General features: G+C 32.5%; 19 protein-coding genes. 2 read left to right on the forward strand and 17 right to left on the reverse strand.

Annotated elements, in window-relative coordinates:
• Positions 1-21: 21 nt before the first annotated feature.
• The 12 genes from IKZ35_02730 to IKZ35_02785 form a co-directional block, all read right to left on the reverse strand.
• Positions 22-1,344, reverse strand: coding sequence for an oligosaccharide flippase family protein (locus tag IKZ35_02730; protein MBR4892879.1), 1,323 nt, complete (start codon positions 1,342-1,344; stop codon positions 22-24).
• 372 nt (positions 1,345-1,716) lie between these two features.
• Positions 1,717-2,493 (reverse strand): hypothetical protein, encoded by a 777-nt coding sequence (locus IKZ35_02735; GenBank protein ID MBR4892880.1) that lies wholly within the window; start codon positions 2,491-2,493, stop codon positions 1,717-1,719.
• A 74-nt stretch (positions 2,494-2,567) separates the two neighbouring features.
• A complete protein-coding gene (gene rsmI, locus IKZ35_02740) occupies positions 2,568-3,401 on the reverse strand; it encodes a 16S rRNA (cytidine(1402)-2'-O)-methyltransferase (protein ID MBR4892881.1) in 834 nt (277 codons plus the stop codon).
• A gap of 51 nt (positions 3,402-3,452) precedes the next feature.
• Positions 3,453-4,109, reverse strand: a complete 657-nt coding sequence (locus tag IKZ35_02745) for a protein jag (GenBank protein MBR4892882.1) — start codon at positions 4,107-4,109, stop codon at positions 3,453-3,455.
• A 12-nt stretch (positions 4,110-4,121) separates the two neighbouring features.
• Complete coding sequence (locus IKZ35_02750) at positions 4,122-4,988, reverse strand: YidC/Oxa1 family membrane protein insertase (GenBank protein ID MBR4892883.1); 867 nt, start codon at positions 4,986-4,988, stop codon at positions 4,122-4,124.
• 23 nt (positions 4,989-5,011) lie between these two features.
• Entirely contained in the window at positions 5,012-5,221 is a 210-nt protein-coding gene (gene yidD, locus IKZ35_02755; GenBank protein MBR4892884.1) for a membrane protein insertion efficiency factor YidD, read from the reverse strand.
• Positions 5,193-5,555, reverse strand: coding sequence for a ribonuclease P protein component (rnpA, locus tag IKZ35_02760; protein ID MBR4892885.1), 363 nt, complete (start codon positions 5,553-5,555; stop codon positions 5,193-5,195). Before rnpA ends, yidD begins: the two co-directional genes overlap by 29 nt.
• A gap of 133 nt (positions 5,556-5,688) precedes the next feature.
• Positions 5,689-5,823 carry a 50S ribosomal protein L34 gene (rpmH, locus tag IKZ35_02765; GenBank protein ID MBR4892886.1) on the reverse strand — a complete coding sequence of 45 codons (135 nt, stop codon included), beginning with the start codon at positions 5,821-5,823 and terminating at the stop codon, positions 5,689-5,691.
• Positions 5,824-5,953: 130 nt separating this feature from the next.
• Positions 5,954-6,859 carry a hypothetical protein gene (locus IKZ35_02770; GenBank protein ID MBR4892887.1) on the reverse strand — a complete coding sequence of 302 codons (906 nt, stop codon included), beginning with the start codon at positions 6,857-6,859 and terminating at the stop codon, positions 5,954-5,956.
• On the reverse strand, positions 6,840-8,246 hold the full coding sequence (hemZ, locus tag IKZ35_02775; protein MBR4892888.1) for a coproporphyrinogen dehydrogenase HemZ: 1,407 nt from the start codon (positions 8,244-8,246) through the stop codon (positions 6,840-6,842). Before hemZ ends, IKZ35_02770 begins: the two co-directional genes overlap by 20 nt.
• Positions 8,237-8,866 (reverse strand): MBL fold metallo-hydrolase, encoded by a 630-nt coding sequence (locus tag IKZ35_02780; protein ID MBR4892889.1) that lies wholly within the window; start codon positions 8,864-8,866, stop codon positions 8,237-8,239. Before IKZ35_02780 ends, hemZ begins: the two co-directional genes overlap by 10 nt.
• Before the next feature lie 2 nt (positions 8,867-8,868).
• Positions 8,869-9,405 carry a DUF4364 family protein gene (locus tag IKZ35_02785; GenBank protein MBR4892890.1) on the reverse strand — a complete coding sequence of 179 codons (537 nt, stop codon included), beginning with the start codon at positions 9,403-9,405 and terminating at the stop codon, positions 8,869-8,871.
• A 138-nt stretch (positions 9,406-9,543) separates the two neighbouring features.
• Between IKZ35_02785 and IKZ35_02790 the strand changes: the two genes are divergently transcribed.
• Positions 9,544-10,038 (forward strand): ECF transporter S component, encoded by a 495-nt coding sequence (locus IKZ35_02790; protein MBR4892891.1) that lies wholly within the window; start codon positions 9,544-9,546, stop codon positions 10,036-10,038.
• Here the strand turns inward: IKZ35_02790 and IKZ35_02795 are convergent.
• Positions 10,035-10,562, reverse strand: coding sequence for a spore maturation protein (locus IKZ35_02795; protein MBR4892892.1), 528 nt, complete (start codon positions 10,560-10,562; stop codon positions 10,035-10,037). The two genes, IKZ35_02790 and IKZ35_02795, sit on opposite strands and share 4 nt — an antisense overlap.
• Positions 10,563-11,126, reverse strand: coding sequence for a spore maturation protein (locus IKZ35_02800; GenBank protein ID MBR4892893.1), 564 nt, complete (start codon positions 11,124-11,126; stop codon positions 10,563-10,565).
• A 135-nt stretch (positions 11,127-11,261) separates the two neighbouring features.
• On the opposite strand from IKZ35_02800, the gene IKZ35_02805 reads away from it, so the two are divergent.
• On the forward strand, positions 11,262-12,248 hold the full coding sequence (locus IKZ35_02805; protein MBR4892894.1) for a diaminopimelate dehydrogenase: 987 nt from the start codon (positions 11,262-11,264) through the stop codon (positions 12,246-12,248).
• Between the two features lie 26 nt (positions 12,249-12,274).
• On the opposite strand, the gene recG is transcribed toward IKZ35_02805, so the two are convergent.
• From recG to IKZ35_02820, 3 genes are all read right to left on the reverse strand, one after another.
• Complete coding sequence (recG, locus tag IKZ35_02810) at positions 12,275-14,299, reverse strand: ATP-dependent DNA helicase RecG (protein MBR4892895.1); 2,025 nt, start codon at positions 14,297-14,299, stop codon at positions 12,275-12,277.
• 8 nt (positions 14,300-14,307) lie between these two features.
• Positions 14,308-14,961 (reverse strand): helix-turn-helix domain-containing protein, encoded by a 654-nt coding sequence (locus IKZ35_02815; protein ID MBR4892896.1) that lies wholly within the window; start codon positions 14,959-14,961, stop codon positions 14,308-14,310.
• Positions 14,962-15,088: 127 nt separating this feature from the next.
• Positions 15,089-15,904, reverse strand: a complete 816-nt coding sequence (locus IKZ35_02820; GenBank protein ID MBR4892897.1) for a polysaccharide deacetylase family protein — start codon at positions 15,902-15,904, stop codon at positions 15,089-15,091.
• Positions 15,905-16,084: the final 180 nt, after the last annotated feature.

The raw sequence follows: 16,084 nt of genomic DNA on the forward strand, positions 1-16,084 counted from the left end.
TTTTCAATTTTCAAATGATTTTTAACATTTTAGATAAAATTTATTTTTTACACCTTTTTTTGAGTAAATTTTAGTATAAATCAATGTTAAAAATACTAAAAAGCCTGTTCCCTCGCTTAAAATATAACCTAAAAGATAACCCTTTATACCAAAATAAGGAACAACCAGTATAACAAACATAAGTTTCACTACACCTGAGAAGATATTTACTGTCATTGTAAGAAACTGAAGCCCCATTCCGTTAAGGATACTTGATGATAAAATATTAAAGAATAAAAACGGAAGGACTACGCTCATTGTTTTTATATAATAGGATGGCTCTAAACTATCGTATAAAACACCTGATATACAGTCTGAAAACATACTTAATAAAAAGAAAGATAATATGCCTGTAATAACCCCTGAAAAAAGAGTTTTAAATGTAAGATGCTTTATTCTTTTAAAATTACCGTATGCTTCCACCTTTGATATTTCAGGCAGAGTAAGAACGGACACAGCACCGATTATAACCGTTGGCAAAAATACCACAGGGGCTGCCATACCTTTTATTATACCAAGTATGCTTACCCCCTCTCCCCTTGTAAGACCGTATTCAATAAGTTTTGTGGGCATAAGCACATTTTCCATAGTATGAATTAAGGAAGCAATATATCCCCCTGAAGCAATAGGAAGACTTATTTTCATTATATCCGTAAAAAAGGTTTTCTTAATGTATGTATCCTGTCTTTTTGACGCAAAGAAACGGTAGGAAACATAGATATAGAGCATAGATACATATTCCCCTATAACTATTCCAAGGCTCATAACTTTTATTCCGTTTTCAAGCCCGTATTTTAACCCCTCTTTTGCAAATAAAAATACAAAGAGTATTCTTGTTATCTGCTCTATTATCTGACCGTTTGCGCAGTATTTAACCCTTAAAAGTCCGTTGAAATATCCGCTTATTGACGAAAAGACTGCAATAGCAGGAAAGGAAAAAGAAATAACTCTTATACTTTTTAAAACTCTTGAATCTTTTAATATACTGTATGCTATATATTCACTGTTTATATAGGTTATAACAAACATAAGTAAGGAGATTGAGCCTGTTATTACGAGGGCAGTTTTTAAAATTCTTTTTGAATATTTTTCTTTCTGGGCAACAAGTTTGGATAAGGTCTCTCTTATACCGAATGCCGAAATTCCTGCCCCAAAAGCATATACGGATAAAACAAGTTGGTAAAGCCCACATCCCTCTGCCCCTGAAACTTTGGACAGATAAATTCTGAATACAAAACCTAAAATTCTTATAAAGAATGCAGAAAAAATGAGCCTGAAAATTTTTGATATAATACTTTTTCTCATAAATACACCTCGTATTTATAAGTTTATTATCTTTTTATATCTTATATGACGCGTACACATTATTTAATCTAACTAACAAACTAAAATTTAAGTTTTTTTACATAATGATATAATCCTTTTCATATCTTAACTTATTACACTGTAATATAGTTTTTTTAGTTATATTCTGTACCTTGTACAGAGTGATATTTTTAATAACTCAAAAGTGTTATTAAAACCTGCAGTTTTAGTGCTATTTTATCCGCCTGTAAACTACCGTAGATAATACAACTGCTAAGCAATAACACTTGTTAAAAACAAATATCACTCGCCATCAGGCGAATAAAACTGCCGAGTGCTCCTAAGAACACTCGGCATACAGGGCTTTATTTTTTACATAGGCGGGAAGAATTCTTCCACAGGGAAGCATAAGTTTTTAAAGATATTGCAAGGGTCTTCGTCGGTTGAGCCTTCGCATTCTTTTTCAGGTATACAGAAATCGTATACAGGAATCATTAACTGAACGCTTCTTTCAAGTTTTATGATAGTGAATATACCGATAGTTACATAAACTGTTTTAGAATCGCCTGAAGAAACCAAGTCGTCATCAAAGCAACGACAGATGCATCCAGGAACTGATGTGATATCAATATCACAGCAGGAAGAACATTTTTCTTTTTCCACTAATTTTGCGCTTAGAACAACAGGGTCAACAACTTCTACAACTGAACGAGGAAGATTTGTTTTAACTGATTCTAATACGTCTTGTTCGTTTGGTCTGTACGCCGATGTATAAATTCTGGCATTACCCTCTGAACCATATAAAATAATTTTCTTATCAAATGTTGCAAGACCTTCTACAACGGTTGGTCTTCCGCAACCTGTGAAAAGTTCCAAAGTGATTTTAAAGAAATATTTAACGCTTACTGTGTAGTAACCTTTATTAAAAGCAACAGGTTCAACATCAGAATATACCCATACAATTTCAGCACCTTTTATTCTTACGCTGATTGCTCTATCTGCTATTTCCTGAGCATTTCTTGTTAAATAAACTCTTAAATCCTCCAGACAGTCTTTTTCACGGCAGGAATCATACACTTTATCGGTATGAATACAAACTTTATCTTTTACTGCGTTATTATTACAGTTACATTTATCTGCCATTTTCATAACCTCCATAAGTTATTTAGAGACTTTATATCTCAATAACATACTATGACGGAGGATAAAAAATGTGAAAATCTTTAGTCCTTTTTCATTATAAGATTATATACTTCTCTTTTAGGGATATCACGCTCTAAGGCACATTTTTTTATGGCTTCTTTCTGGTCAAACCCTTTATTTATATAGTACTCTACATGCTCATATATACTCATATCAGCAAACGGGTTGTCATCTTCGCAAATTTTTGCACCGCTTAGAACGATTACATATTCCCCTTTAGGCTCTTTTTCTTCATATATTTTTTTTGCACCTAAAACATCACATCTTAAAACTTCCTGATGAATTTTGGTAAGTTCTCTTAAAAGCGAGATTTCTCTGTTGCCCATAACTTCTTCTATACATTCTAAGGTAGATTTTAATTTATGGGGCGCTTCGTAAAAAATCAGGGTTTGCTTTATATCTTTTAAGTCGTTTAACTCTTTTATTTTTTCCTGTTTTTTATGGGATAAAAAGCCATAAAACATAAAACGACGAGAGTCAAGTCCGCATAAGGTCATCGCAGTTATAGCGGCACATGCACCCGGCAAAGATTCTATTTCTATACCGTTTTCTATACACTCTTTAACAAGTTGCTCTCCCGGGTCGGATATGACAGGAGTTCCCGCATCGGAAACAAGTGCCACATTCTTTCCTGATTTTAGTTCGCTTATTATTTTTGCACCTTTATATTGTTTATTATGCTCATAATAGCTTATAAGAGGCTTTTTAATTTCAAAATGGTTAAGAAGTTTTAAGGTGTGCCTTGTATCTTCGGCAGCAATTAAATCAACTTCCTTTAATGTTTCTATTACTCTTAATGTGATATCTTTTAAATTACCGATAGGAGTTGCACAAATAAACAATTTGCCTTGCATATCTTTCCTTCTTTCTAAAAAAAGCAAGTGGCTACACTTGCTTTTTATAAATTATTCTTCTGTGTTTTTCTTAGGAGGATATTTAAAAGAAACAACAAGTTTTCTGTTTGGATCTTCTCCTATTGAATGAGTTTTGATTTTAGGATAGTTCTGAAGGGCTGTATGTATAATTCTTCTTTCATACGCTTTCATAGGCTCTAAAACAATTTCTTTTCTTGTTTTCATAACCTTTTTTGCAAGACCCTGAGCAAGACCGATAAGTGCTTCTTCTCTTTTTGCTCTGTAATCTTCTGTATCTATATTTACTTTATAGAAAGTTTCAAACTCTTTGTTTACATAAAGCTGAACGATATGCTGAAGAGCATCTAATGTTTCCCCTCTTCTTCCTATTACCATTCCCATATTTTCGCCTTCAAGTTTAACTAAAACACGGTTGTTTTCTCCAACATTTATTTCACAGTCTGCTATAATGCCCATTTTATTTAAAACATTTAATACAAACTCTTTTGTTTTACCGATAACATCATCATCGTTTTTTTCTATAGTTATTCTGACCTTGGCATCTTTCTGACCGAAAATTCCAAATAGTCCTTTATTGCTTGTTTCAATTATTTCTATATTAACATCTTCTCTTTTAGCATTAAGTTCTAAAAGCCCTGATTCTATTGCTTCTTCTGTATCTTTTCCTGTTGCAATAATTTCTCTCATTAAAGTTTCCTCCTATCTTATTTTCTTGTTGGCAACTGTTGCTCCTTTAACTGCAATTTCACCAGCAAGTCTGTCTTTAATTACTTTATCCAATGTGAAAAACTGAACTATCTGTAACACGCTGTTAATACACCAGTATAAACTTAACCCTGCAGGAACACGCGCACCAAACATTAAAATCATAAGAGGCATAAGCATTGTCATAACTTTGCTTGTCTGCTGAGCTTCTGAGCTTGTCTTATTCTGTGCCTGCATAAAATAACTGCTAAGCCATGTTAGCGCTGCGGCAAGTACAGGCAGTATCCACGCTAAGATAACAAAGCCTTCATTACCAGGTATAACAGATAAATCAAGACCGAAGAAATTAAAGTCAAACCCACTAAAACCAGGTAAAATATCCTGAATTTTATCGATAAGTTCAGGCTGACTTATTTTATTTGCAATCTCAATTTCATAACTGTATGGGGAAAGACCTGCTATTTTAACCCCTGCAACTTCAGCAAGTTGCGCTATTTTTTCTGTGCTAAGACCAAGAATGAATTTAAGAGGTCTTGCGATAGCACCGTATAAACCGATAAGTATAGGAAACTGAAGCAAAGTAGGAAGACAACTTGCAAAAGGACTTATATTATAGTCCTGATAAATCTTCATCATTTCTTTGCTTTGTTTTTCTTTATCGTTTTCGTATTTTTTCTGAATGTCTGCAATAAGCGGCTGAATTTCCTGCATTGCAACCATTGATTTTTGCTGCTTAATAGTAAGCGGTAAGATAATAAGTTTGAATAATATTGAAATAACAACGATTGTAAGACCATAGTTTGACAATACGCTGTAAATTAAATTCATAATATATCCTATAGGAGCACCTAAAAAGTCCATATAATCACTTCCTTACTAATGTTTTAAGGATAGTCAATTCCTCCTTTAGAGAAAGGATTGCACCTTAAAATCCGATAAACTGCCTTAAAACCACCCTTTATAACCCCGTATTTTTCAATGGCTAAGAGCGCATATTCCGAACAGGTGGGAATATAACGACAGGTAGGGTATCTTTTAAGACCTGACAAATGTTTGCGATAAAATTTAATTATCCCTATCAGTATTCTTTTCATAACTTAAAAGTCCGGCTTTTTTAAATAAATATTTAAGAGCCGATAATATTTTTTTATAGTCTGCCAAAGAAGCACTGCTTCTTGCAACAATTACAAAATCATAAGATAAAGGAAGCATATTTTCAACTTCCCTGTAACTCTCTTTGATTCTGCGCCTTACTCTGTTTCTTATAACCGCTTTCCCTACTTTTTTGGAAACGGTAATTCCAAGCCTGTTTTTATTAAAACGGTTGGCACGAAAATAAATTATAAGACAGTCGGAAGATATAAACTTCCCACGCCTGTACAGATAAGAAAACTCTCTGTTTTCCTTAATAGACACGGTATTTTTCATACAAATTCCTATCTTAAATGTTAAAAAAATGCCGCAATGCTAACGGCATTTATTTTACTAAAATCAATATGACAAAACTACTTGAAAAGATTTCTTATCAAGTATTTTTATGCCACATATTAAAAAATTAAAATTACGCGCTTAATCTTTTTCTGCCTTTTAATCTTCTTCTTGCTAATACTTTTCTTCCGTTAGAAGTTCTCATTCTTTTTCTGAAGCCGTGTTCTTTGCTTCTCTGTCTTTTCTTAGGCTGATATGTTCTCTTCACGCTTACGCACCTCCTTAATATGATACCGTTAAAATGAAGACATAATCTGACATTTTAACTTACAACATAGTAATTATATATAAAAAGACCAAAAAAGTCAAGATAAATTTTTAAGAATTTATTTTGCCTTTTATTTTTTTATAAATTCATTAAGAAGCGAATCTTTGCCCACATTCTTAGTATCTATATTTAAAAAACATTCGAGTAGATTTATAAGTCTTCTTGCTCTTAGGTAATATTTGTTATCTTTATTTACTGTATAAAGCATTTTAAGAGCCTGACTTTTAAGAACACATGTTTCATAATCGAGATAGGTGTTCTCTACAATATCTGCGTTTAATTTATAGCCTTTCATAAACTGCCTTTCTCCTGCACGAACATAGTCCCACAGTAAGAAACTGTTTAAAACATCCGAATTCCTGTAATTTTCGTCCCTTACAAGACGCCTTATAAACCTTAAATCAATATTAGAGAGTTTCTTTCCCTTATGCTCTATATGAGGGGTCGGGCATATGAAAATTCTAAGAATTTTTTCCCCTTTAAAAATTCCTGTTATTTTTTTATTCAGAGCGTGAAGCCCCTCTATTAAAACAATATTGTTATCCTCTATTTTAACATTTCTATTATTTTCCACCCACCTGCCTGTTTCAAAATCTAAAAGAGGAAGTTTTACTTCTTTTCCCTCTTTTAAAAGATTAAAATCTCTTTTTATAGCGTCAAGACGAAGAGAGTTTATTGTTTCATAGTTTGGGTGGTTATTTTTCCAAAGGGGCATATTTTCTATTGATTTATAATAATCGTCAAGAGAGATACAAAAACTGCCCTCTAAATTTATATCCTTTGTTAAAAGTGAAGAAAAGGTTGTTTTACCTGATGAGGTAGGTCCGCATAAAAACACATATTTAATCTTTTCTTCTTTTATCCTTCTTGCAATTTTATCAACGGTTTTTTTAAATTTTTCTTCGCTTTTATTTATAAAACTTTCAAGATTATCTTTTGCATTTTGATTGATATAATCAACAGTTAAAATACTCATTTAAAAACTCCTCTTTTTTTGTGATAATCTTATTGATATTTCTTATGTATTCCACAGAGTCTTTAGGATTTCTAAGCCTTACTATTTCATCTTTCAAAATGGCTTTTGACACACTGCCTCCGCCAAAGGCGATAATACTTTGCACTTCACGCATCATATATACATTATATAAACACTCATGCCCTTTTTTGCAGTAGCCTGTATTTTCCAGACCGTCGAGGGTGTTCTTCTGCCTGTATATATAATATGGTATATAATCTTTTAACTTTTCGAATGTGTAATCCTGCATCAGACGGGCAATATTATTGGTTGCTTGATTCTCGGTATAATCTGCGCTCCTTTTTATTGAAAGAGTATGAACGGTTATATTCTCAGGGTTTAAAGAGTAAATTTTGTCAAGAGAATATTTAAAGTCATCTATACTTTCTTTATATAGCCCTGCTATAAGGTCGCAGTTAACAGTTTTAAAACCTGTTTCTTTAGCAAGGTTAAAAGCAGCAAAAAAATCTTCTTTAGTATGGTTTCTTTTAATTTCTCTTAGTGTTTTATCATTAAGAGTCTGTGGGTTTATACTTATTCTGTCCACACCCATATCTTTTAGTATTTTTAATTTTTCTTTATTTATACTGTCCGGTCTTCCCGCTTCAACGCTGAATTCTCTTATTTTTGATAAATCAAGTGTATTATTTATGGTATATAAGAGTTTTGAAAGTTGATTTTCATTAAGTACTGTTGGTGTGCCGCCGCCAATATAGACAGTTTCTATATTTTTAATATTTTTTGCAGTTTCTATTTCCTTACATAGATTTTCAAGATATACTTGAAGTTCCTTATCGTCTAAAAGTGGTTTTGATATAAAACTGCAGTAGGCGCATCTTGTTTTACAAAACGGAATTCCTATATATAAAGAAACACCGTTTTTCATCTTACATTTTTCTATCTCTTCTTCAAAACCGTCAGCCTTTATCATAAGGTCTGCTCTTTTTTCGCTTATTAAAAAATCGTTTATAAGTATATCTTTTATTTGATCTTCAGAATAACCGAATTCTTTTAACTGGCTTACTTTCTTTTGCGGCCTTATACCTATAAGTATTCCCCATGCAAGATTAAAAGGCGTATATTTTTTATACGCATCAACATAGGAAAGATTTATAATAAGCCCTAACTTATTAAGATAGGGCTTATCAGGGTTAAAAGAACTTATCCCTACATATTCTGTATTTCCTAAACGGATAGTGGTTATAACTTCTCTTTCTTTTAGTTCGCTTATAACCATATTCTCACAGTCTATATCAAACACGATTTTTACACCTTTAAAGGTGGCTCTTACTATATTTTCAAGTTCATAAATTCTTTCGTGGCCGATAAGTTTTATTCCTATATCCATCCTACAACCTCATTGTTCATCTTTTCATATGCTATGGTTGTTTTATCTTCGTGCCCCGGGTATACAACCGTATTATCAGGAAGTTTAAAAAGTATGTTTTTTATTGAGTCTATTTCTTTTTTTATACTTCCACCAGGAAAATCTCCTCTTCCTATTGAGCCCTGAAAGAGCGTATCCCCCGAAAATACAACACCATGACCGTAAAGACAGATACTGCCCTCGGTATGCCCCGGAGTTTCTAATATTTCAAACTCCATATTTAAAAACTTAAGAGTGTCTTTATGTTTTTTTACAGTATAATTTTTAATTGGCAAAAACGGTTCGGAAACATAGCAAAGAAGACTTTTTCTATTATCGCTAAGCGCATCCACTTCTTTTTCCGATAAAATCAACTCGCAAGTTTCAAATGCATCTTTTACCTTATGATATGCTAAAATATGGTCAAAATGGACATGGGTAAAAACGATATATTTAATTTGAAGACCCAGACTTTTAACTCTTGCTATAATATCTTCTGCGTTTCCGCCAGGGTCAATAATCATTCCATCTTTTTCATTCTCGTCATACACTATATAACAATTAACAGACAAACTGCCGACCTTTATTACCTCTATCTTCATTTTTACACATCCTGCATTACATTTTTCGTAGTTTCCATATAAATTTGCATAGCATTTTTTAAAAAATGCTCCTTGGTGCGAAGTGCCAGATCTCTTGAGCCTACATTTATATTAAGTTCAAACAGCAAATCGCCCTTTTCGTATATTTTAAGATATACATTAAATTCTCCGTTTTCAGAAACTATAATATCCGATTCGATTTTAGATTCGGGAAGTTCTGCATGAAGACGTTTTTTTACGCTAAATAAAAGTTTCTGCCTTATAACATAAGGAATTTCCTTTTCAAAATATTCAGCCGATTTTACGGGCTCTTTATTCATTTCGTATTTATTTTCGCCCTCTTCTTTAAAAACCCTTATCCAGCCGATATTTATAATATCAAACAGGCATTTTTGCATAAGGTAATAATCTATATCCACATCTTCTAAAGTTATCTGTGTAAGCACCTGATTAGTGATAGGTTTATTATAATTTTTAAGCACAAAAAGTATTATAAGTTTTATAATAAATTCGTTATTTAAAAGCCCTTTATATGCCATAATTTTCCCTTTCTTTTTACAATTTTCTGACTCTTTTTATTATATATAAATCTTAAAATACTGTCAACAATTTATTGATTTTTAAAAACATAAGTGGTATTATATTCCTTAGTTAAAATAAAAAAGGAGAATGAAAAAATGAAAAACAAAACAAGACAAATTATTATCGCGGCTCTTTTAGCCTCATTAACCTGCGTTGCAACTATGATTATAAAAATTCCATCTCCGCTTAACGGTTATATAAATCCCGGGGATGCGATAGTTCTTGTTACAGGATGGCTTATGTCTCCTCTATATGCATTCTTTGCAGCAGGGATAGGTTCAGCCCTTGCAGACGCTTTTTCAGGATATGTTACATATATTCCTGCCACATTTATTATAAAAGGTTTAATGGCAGTTATTGCATACTTTATACCAAGGCTTTTTAAAGATAATAAAAATCTTTTGCCCAAAATTACAAGCAGTGTAGTTGCTGAAATTTTTATGGTTGCAGGATACTTTATATTTGAAGGCTTTTTATACGGTTTTATTCCGTCTATGGTAAACATTCTTCCAAACTGCGTTCAGGGTACATTAGGAATAGTATTGGGAATTATAATTTATAAAATATTTAAGAAAAGCAATATTATTTAAAAAAGCATATTGCATACGATTATACCTGATGCGATGCATACAAAATCGGCTATAAGCGCACATTTTATTGTATGCCTTGTATCAGTTATACCGACGCTTCCAAAATATACAGCCACTGTGTAAAAAGTGGTTTCGGTTGAACCGCATATTACCGATGCCATAAAACCTATTTTGGAATCTGCGCCGAAGTTTTTTATAATATCGGTAAGCATGGCAATACCTCCGCTTCCTGACATTGGCCTTAAAATTGCCATTGGAATAATCTCACAGGGGATATTTAAAATATCTGTTACAGGTTTTAGAGAAGTCATCAGAAAATCTAAAAGGCCTGATGCACGAAATATTCCTATTGCTATCATTAAGGTTGCAACGGGAGGAAAGATATTTAAAACTGTTTTAAGGCTTTCTTTTACGCCTTTTATAAACGCCTGATATACATCAACTTTTTTTATAAACCCTACCGTTACAGTAATCATAAGCATAAGGGGAATTAAAAATACTGATACTTGTTTAATTATTTCCATCTATTTTCTCCTCTCGCTTATTTTTGCACATACTATACCTGTTACAAGGGCTAAAAAACTGCATATCCAAATAGGCACTATTACGGAAAAAGGCGTTTTTGACCCTCCCAAAATTCTTATTGCAAGAATGGTTGAGGGGATAATCTGGATAGATGCTGTATTCATAACTGCAAAAAGGCACATTGAGTTTGTTGCCTTTTTTTCATTTCCTTTTAATTCTTCCATTGTTTTTATGCCAAAAGGGGTTGCGGCGTTGCCTAAGCCTAAGAGGTTTGCAGTTATATTCATACTCATCACGCCGAATGCTTTATCGTTTTTTACATCCTTAAAAAGAAGTTTTAAAGGCTTCTTTAAAATATTTGCAATTTTTTCTGTTACCTTACTCTCATTTAAAACATTCATCATTCCGCTAAATACACACATTGTAGAAAGAATGGAAACCATAAGTTCCACAGTTTGCAACACTGAATTTAGCCCACCCTCAAGAATTTTACTTATGGTTCCTAAAAAGCAGGAATAGATTATAGAAAAAACTATCATAACTGAAAAAATACCGTTTAACATACCTTGCTCCTCCTTATTTAAGTTTATGATTTTAATTTTTTAAAATGCTCACAATAAGTTTTTAAAAAAATATTTATTTTTAAAAAGAAGTGTGGTATAATATCTCGGTAAATAAAAAAAGAAAGAATGATGAAAATGACAATTAAAATAGGTATTTTAGGTTACGGAAATCTTGGAAAGGGCGTAGAACTTTCTGTGATGAAAAATCCTGATATGGAACTTAAATATGTTTTTACAAGAAGAAACCCTGAGAGTTTAAATATTCTTACAAAAACTGCTAAAGTTAAGCATATCGATAACATTTTAGATTACAAAGATGAGATAGATGTTCTTATTCTTTGCGGAGGAAGTGCTACTGACCTTCCTTATCAGACTCCACAATATGCAAAATATTTTAACGTAGTGGACAGTTTTGATACTCACGCAAAAATTCCTGAACATTTTAAAAACTGTGATATATCTTCTAAAAATTCAGGTAAGATAAGCATTATTTCTGTTGGCTGGGACCCTGGAACTTTCTCTCTTAACAGACTTTATGCAAACGCTATTTTACCTGACGGAAAAGATTATACTTTCTGGGGCAAAGGAATAAGCCAGGGCCATTCAGACGCTATAAGAAGAATAGACGGAGTGCTTGATGCAAAACAGTATACAATACCTGTTAAAGAGGCTATTGAAGAAGTTAAAAAAGGCAACTTCCCTGAACTTACAACAAGACAGAAACATATAAGAGAATGTTTTGTTGTTTTAAAAGAGGGTGCTGATAAAGAAAGAATAGAAAATGAAATTAAAACTATGCCTAACTACTTTGCCGATTATGACACTACTGTTTACTTTATTTCAAAAGAAGAACTTGACAGTGAGCATAAGGGAATTCCTCACGGTGGAAAGGTTATAAGAACAGGCAAGACAGGGATAGATAATGAAAATAATCATACTATTGAATACAGCCTTAATTTAGACTCTAACCCTGAATTTACTTCAAGCGTTATAACTGCTTATGCAAGAGCAGCATACAGATTAAATAAAGATGGAAAGTCAGGATGTAAAACTGTGTTTGACATTGCTCCTAAACTTTTATCCCTAAAACCATACGAAGAACTTATTAAAGAAATGTTATAAATTGACATAAAAAAACCTTGTAAAATTTACAAGGTTTTTTGTTTATTATTTACGCTTTGTTTTAAAAGTTTATTTTCTTCTTTATCTAAAGTCGGGTCATCTTTAAGGATATTTTTTGCTTCTTCAATAACGATATTAAGAGTTTTAACATCTGTTAAGAAGTTTGCAATTTTCATATCTATAAAGCCTGACTGCGCTGTGCCGAAGAAATCTCCAGGGCCTCTTAATTTAAGGTCTTTTTCGCTTATTTTAAAACCGTCATTAGTTTCTGCCATTATTTTAAGTCGCTCAAGGGTGGTTTTACTTGGGTTATCAGTAAGAAGAATATTATATGCCTGTTTTTCCCCTCTTCCTACTCGTCCTCGAAGTTGATGAAGTTGGGATAAGCCAAACCTTTCTGCATTTTCTATCATCATAACAGTTGCATTAGGAACATTAACCCCTACTTCAATTACAGTTGTAGAAACAAGAATCTTAATATCCCCTTTTTTAAAGTCAAGCATTATTCTGTCTTTTTCTTCATTTTTCATTTTACCATGCAAAAATGCAACTTTATAATCGGGGAATTTACTTTCAATAACTTTTGAATACTCGACTGCGTTTTTCAAACTGTCATCCGAATTTTCGGTTTCTTCAACTAAAGGACATACTATATAAATCTGGTCGTTTTCCTTTAATCTTTCCAACAAAAATTTATCTATACTTTTTCTGTCCTTTTCTTTTGCAGCAATAGTTTTAACCTCTTTTCTTCCAGGAGGAAGTTCGTCAATTATTGATACATCAAGGTCAGAATACATAATAAGCGCGAGAGTTCTTGGGATAGGAGTTGCGCTCATTACAAGAAAATGAGGGTTATTTCCTTTACTATATAATTTCCCCCTTTGATTTACACCAAAGCGATGCTGCTCGTCTGTTATACACATGGCAAGATTTTTAAATTCAACATCCTTTTCTATAAGAGCGTGAGTGCCTATTAAGACATGAAGTTTCCCTTCCTTTAATTCTGATAAGATAACTTCCTTTTCTTTCTTTTTTGTGCTCCCTGTAAGAAGACCTACCTTAAAGCCGAAATGCTCAAAATATTTTGACATTTCTTCATAGTGCTGAAGGGCAAGAATTTCAGTAGGCGCCATTATCGCTCCCTGATACCCTGAATTTACTGCCATAAGCATACTTAAAAGAGCAACCATAGTTTTCCCAGAGCCTACATCCCCCTGAACAAGCCTGTTTAACTGCTTCCCATCTTTTATATCTTTTGCTATTTCCCTTACTACTCTTTTCTGGGCATTAGTAAGTTCAAAAGGAAGAATTTCTGCTAATTTTTCCACTATTTTAAAATTGCGAAATTCTATACCTTTATTGGTATTATTCTTATTTTTTCTCTGAAGAAGACCTAACTCGAAAATAAGAAGTTCCTCAAAAACAAATCTTTCCTTTGCAAGTTTTAGCGCATATTCACTTAAAGGAAAATGAATGTTTTTATATGCAAATAAAATATCGCAAAGGTTATATTTTTTCTTTATGTAATCAGGCAGGGTTTCCTCTGTCTGAAAGTCTATGGCAAGTATTGCAGATTTTACAAAAGATGAAAAAACATTCTGGCTAAGCCCTTTGGTAAGAGAATATATTGGAGTAATTCCTCCTGTGTTTTTCTCTTCCTTTTCGGTAACGGGGTTTACCATTTCTATTTTGTTAAAGCCTCGCTGAACTTTTCCAAAGAAAAGGTATTCTTCCCCCTCAATTAATTTTGAAAATAGATATTTCTGGTTAAAATATGTTATTTCCATTTTGCCTGTTTCATCATAAACTGAAAGTTTTATAATATCTAAATTCTTTCTTATCATTCTGTAATTTTTTGACTTAACCCTTGCCCTTACAAGTGCTTTTTCACCGTCAAAACATTCTATTATATTTTTCTTTTTACTTCTGTCTTCATAACCTTTAGGAAAATGGTTTAAAAGGTCATAAACAGTGGCAATGCCCATTTTTTTAAGCATTGCTCCTCTTGCTTTTTTTATATTAGCAAGTTTTTCCAAAGATAGATCAAGCATACTGTCTCCTAAAAATAATATTCTACTTTTACCACTTTGCCTAAAATTCTAAAATCTTGCTCTTTAAGGTTGACTATTATAGGCATATTATTAGGGTTTGAACTCTGCGGAATAAGGTTTGCTATATCTCCGTTTATAAATACTCTTTTTACTGTTGCATCTTCATTATCTATAAGCACAACTGCTATATCACCGTTGTCTACATAGTCCTGTTTCGACACAACTACAACAGAACCCTCTTTTATATTTACAAGGTCCATAGAGTCGCCTTTTACTTTAAGTGCAAAATAATTTTCATAATCGTTATTGCTTACATAAGTGTAGCCTAAAATTTCTTCGTCGGCAATTACAGGCTTTCCTGCTCTTATTACTCCTAAAATCGGTATAGGATGATTTTTTTTAGCAGGTTTTAATAGAGTGTTTAAAGAGGATGAGTCCTCCTCTTCCCCCTCCATAAGATACAGAATACTGGTATTAAGAATTTTTGCAAGTTTTTCATATGTAGCAATAGTTATTCTTCTTGTAACTCCGTCTTCATATCTTTTTATGGTAGATTTATTAACCCCAAGGCTTTTGCCGACCTCTTCCAAAGTAAGCCCTAATGATTCTCTTCTTTCTTTAATTCTTTTTCCCGATTCGGCATAACAGATTCTATCATCCACTGTTAAACCCTCCTCACATATACTGTTGTTACCTTTATTTTATCACAGTATATATGCAAAATGCAACAATTTTCGTCAAATTATACTAAATTTGACAAGTTTTGTTGCATTTTGTTTTTAAAATATTTTAAAATGTGAGTTGTTCAAGGCTTAAAAATGTATAGCCTTCATTTCTTAAATTATCTATAATTGTACCGAGAGCGTCTGCATTATCTTTTGACACTGCGTGAAGAAGAATTACTGCTCCGTTATGGATATGGTTTGTTACCTGATTTACTGCGTAATCTATACCGTTTACAACTCCTGCTTCCCAGTCTTTATAAGCAACACTCCAGAATGCAGTTTTATATCCTAAGTCTTTTGCCATTGCAAGTGTTCTTTCACTGAATTCTCCGTTAGGGTATCTTAGATATTTAACTTCATATGAAAAATTTTCTTTCATATAGTCATCTATTTTTTTAAGTTCTTCCTTAAATTCGCTAGAAGACAAAGTTGGCATACTTTTATGATTCCAACTGTGGTTTCCCACAATATGCCCTTCATCAACCATTCTTCCTACAAGTTCTTTATTTCTTGTTACATAATCGCCTGTGCAAAAAAATGCTGCAGGAACATTTTTTTCCTTTAATGTATCAAGAATTATGGCAGTATATCCGTTTTCATAACCTTCATCAAAAGTTAAGTAAATATTTTTTGAGTTTGTATCCCCTATATAACAGGCATTCATCCCCTCCATAAGATTTTTATAAAAACCGATAGGCGGGATTTCTCCTTTTGCCACCCTTGTAAAGCCAAAACCATAACATGTATCCGAATATTTTGAATATTCGGATACATTTTCATTTTTTACTTCTTCAGTTTTATCAGTAGTTGTTACAGTGCCGGTAGGAGTATCGTTTAATATAGTATCGTTGTTGTTGTCTTTAACTGTACTGTCATTCATATTATTAAAATCTTCAGTTACATCCGGCATAACATCTTCTGCCTCGTCTTTAACTGCATTACAGCCTGAAAAAGAAACTAATAATAAAACTGCTAATAATAAATACAATGTTTTTTTCATTATAATCACTCCTTCGATTTTATTATGACACTGTTTTTTTTTTTTATAATTGAAAATTTT

The sequence above is a fragment of the Clostridia bacterium genome, assembly GCA_017554615.1.
Taxonomy (GTDB): Bacteria; Bacillota; Clostridia; order UMGS1840; family HGM11507; genus SIG450.

Excerpts from the sequence above, each read along its gene's own strand:
- IKZ35_02770 (MBR4892887.1), bottom strand. The coding sequence starts at position 6,859 with ATGAGTATTTTAACTGTTGATTATATCAATCAAAATGCAAAAGATAAT.
- IKZ35_02730 (MBR4892879.1), bottom strand. The coding sequence starts at position 1,344 with ATGAGAAAAAGTATTATATCAAAAATTTTCAGGCTCATTTTTTCTGCA.
- IKZ35_02745 (MBR4892882.1), bottom strand. The coding sequence starts at position 4,109 with ATGAGAGAAATTATTGCAACAGGAAAAGATACAGAAGAAGCAATAGAA.
- IKZ35_02820 (MBR4892897.1), bottom strand. The coding sequence starts at position 15,904 with ATGAATGACAGTACAGTTAAAGACAACAACAACGATACTATATTAAAC.
- IKZ35_02750 (MBR4892883.1), bottom strand. The coding sequence starts at position 4,988 with ATGGACTTTTTAGGTGCTCCTATAGGATATATTATGAATTTAATTTAC.
- IKZ35_02790 (MBR4892891.1), top strand. The coding sequence starts at position 9,544 with ATGAAAAACAAAACAAGACAAATTATTATCGCGGCTCTTTTAGCCTCA.
- IKZ35_02735 (MBR4892880.1), bottom strand. The coding sequence starts at position 2,493 with ATGAAAATGGCAGATAAATGTAACTGTAATAATAACGCAGTAAAAGAT.
- IKZ35_02800 (MBR4892893.1), bottom strand. The coding sequence starts at position 11,126 with ATGTTAAACGGTATTTTTTCAGTTATGATAGTTTTTTCTATAATCTAT.
- IKZ35_02805 (MBR4892894.1), top strand. The coding sequence starts at position 11,262 with ATGACAATTAAAATAGGTATTTTAGGTTACGGAAATCTTGGAAAGGGC.
- hemZ (MBR4892888.1), bottom strand. The coding sequence starts at position 8,246 with ATGGATATAGGAATAAAACTTATCGGCCACGAAAGAATTTATGAACTT.
- recG (MBR4892895.1), bottom strand. The coding sequence starts at position 14,299 with ATGCTTGATCTATCTTTGGAAAAACTTGCTAATATAAAAAAAGCAAGA.
- IKZ35_02785 (MBR4892890.1), bottom strand. The coding sequence starts at position 9,405 with ATGGCATATAAAGGGCTTTTAAATAACGAATTTATTATAAAACTTATA.
- rsmI (MBR4892881.1), bottom strand. The coding sequence starts at position 3,401 with ATGCAAGGCAAATTGTTTATTTGTGCAACTCCTATCGGTAATTTAAAA.
- rnpA (MBR4892885.1), bottom strand. The coding sequence starts at position 5,555 with ATGAAAAATACCGTGTCTATTAAGGAAAACAGAGAGTTTTCTTATCTG.
- IKZ35_02780 (MBR4892889.1), bottom strand. The coding sequence starts at position 8,866 with ATGAAGATAGAGGTAATAAAGGTCGGCAGTTTGTCTGTTAATTGTTAT.
- IKZ35_02795 (MBR4892892.1), bottom strand. The coding sequence starts at position 10,562 with ATGGAAATAATTAAACAAGTATCAGTATTTTTAATTCCCCTTATGCTT.
- yidD (MBR4892884.1), bottom strand. The coding sequence starts at position 5,221 with ATGAAAAGAATACTGATAGGGATAATTAAATTTTATCGCAAACATTTG.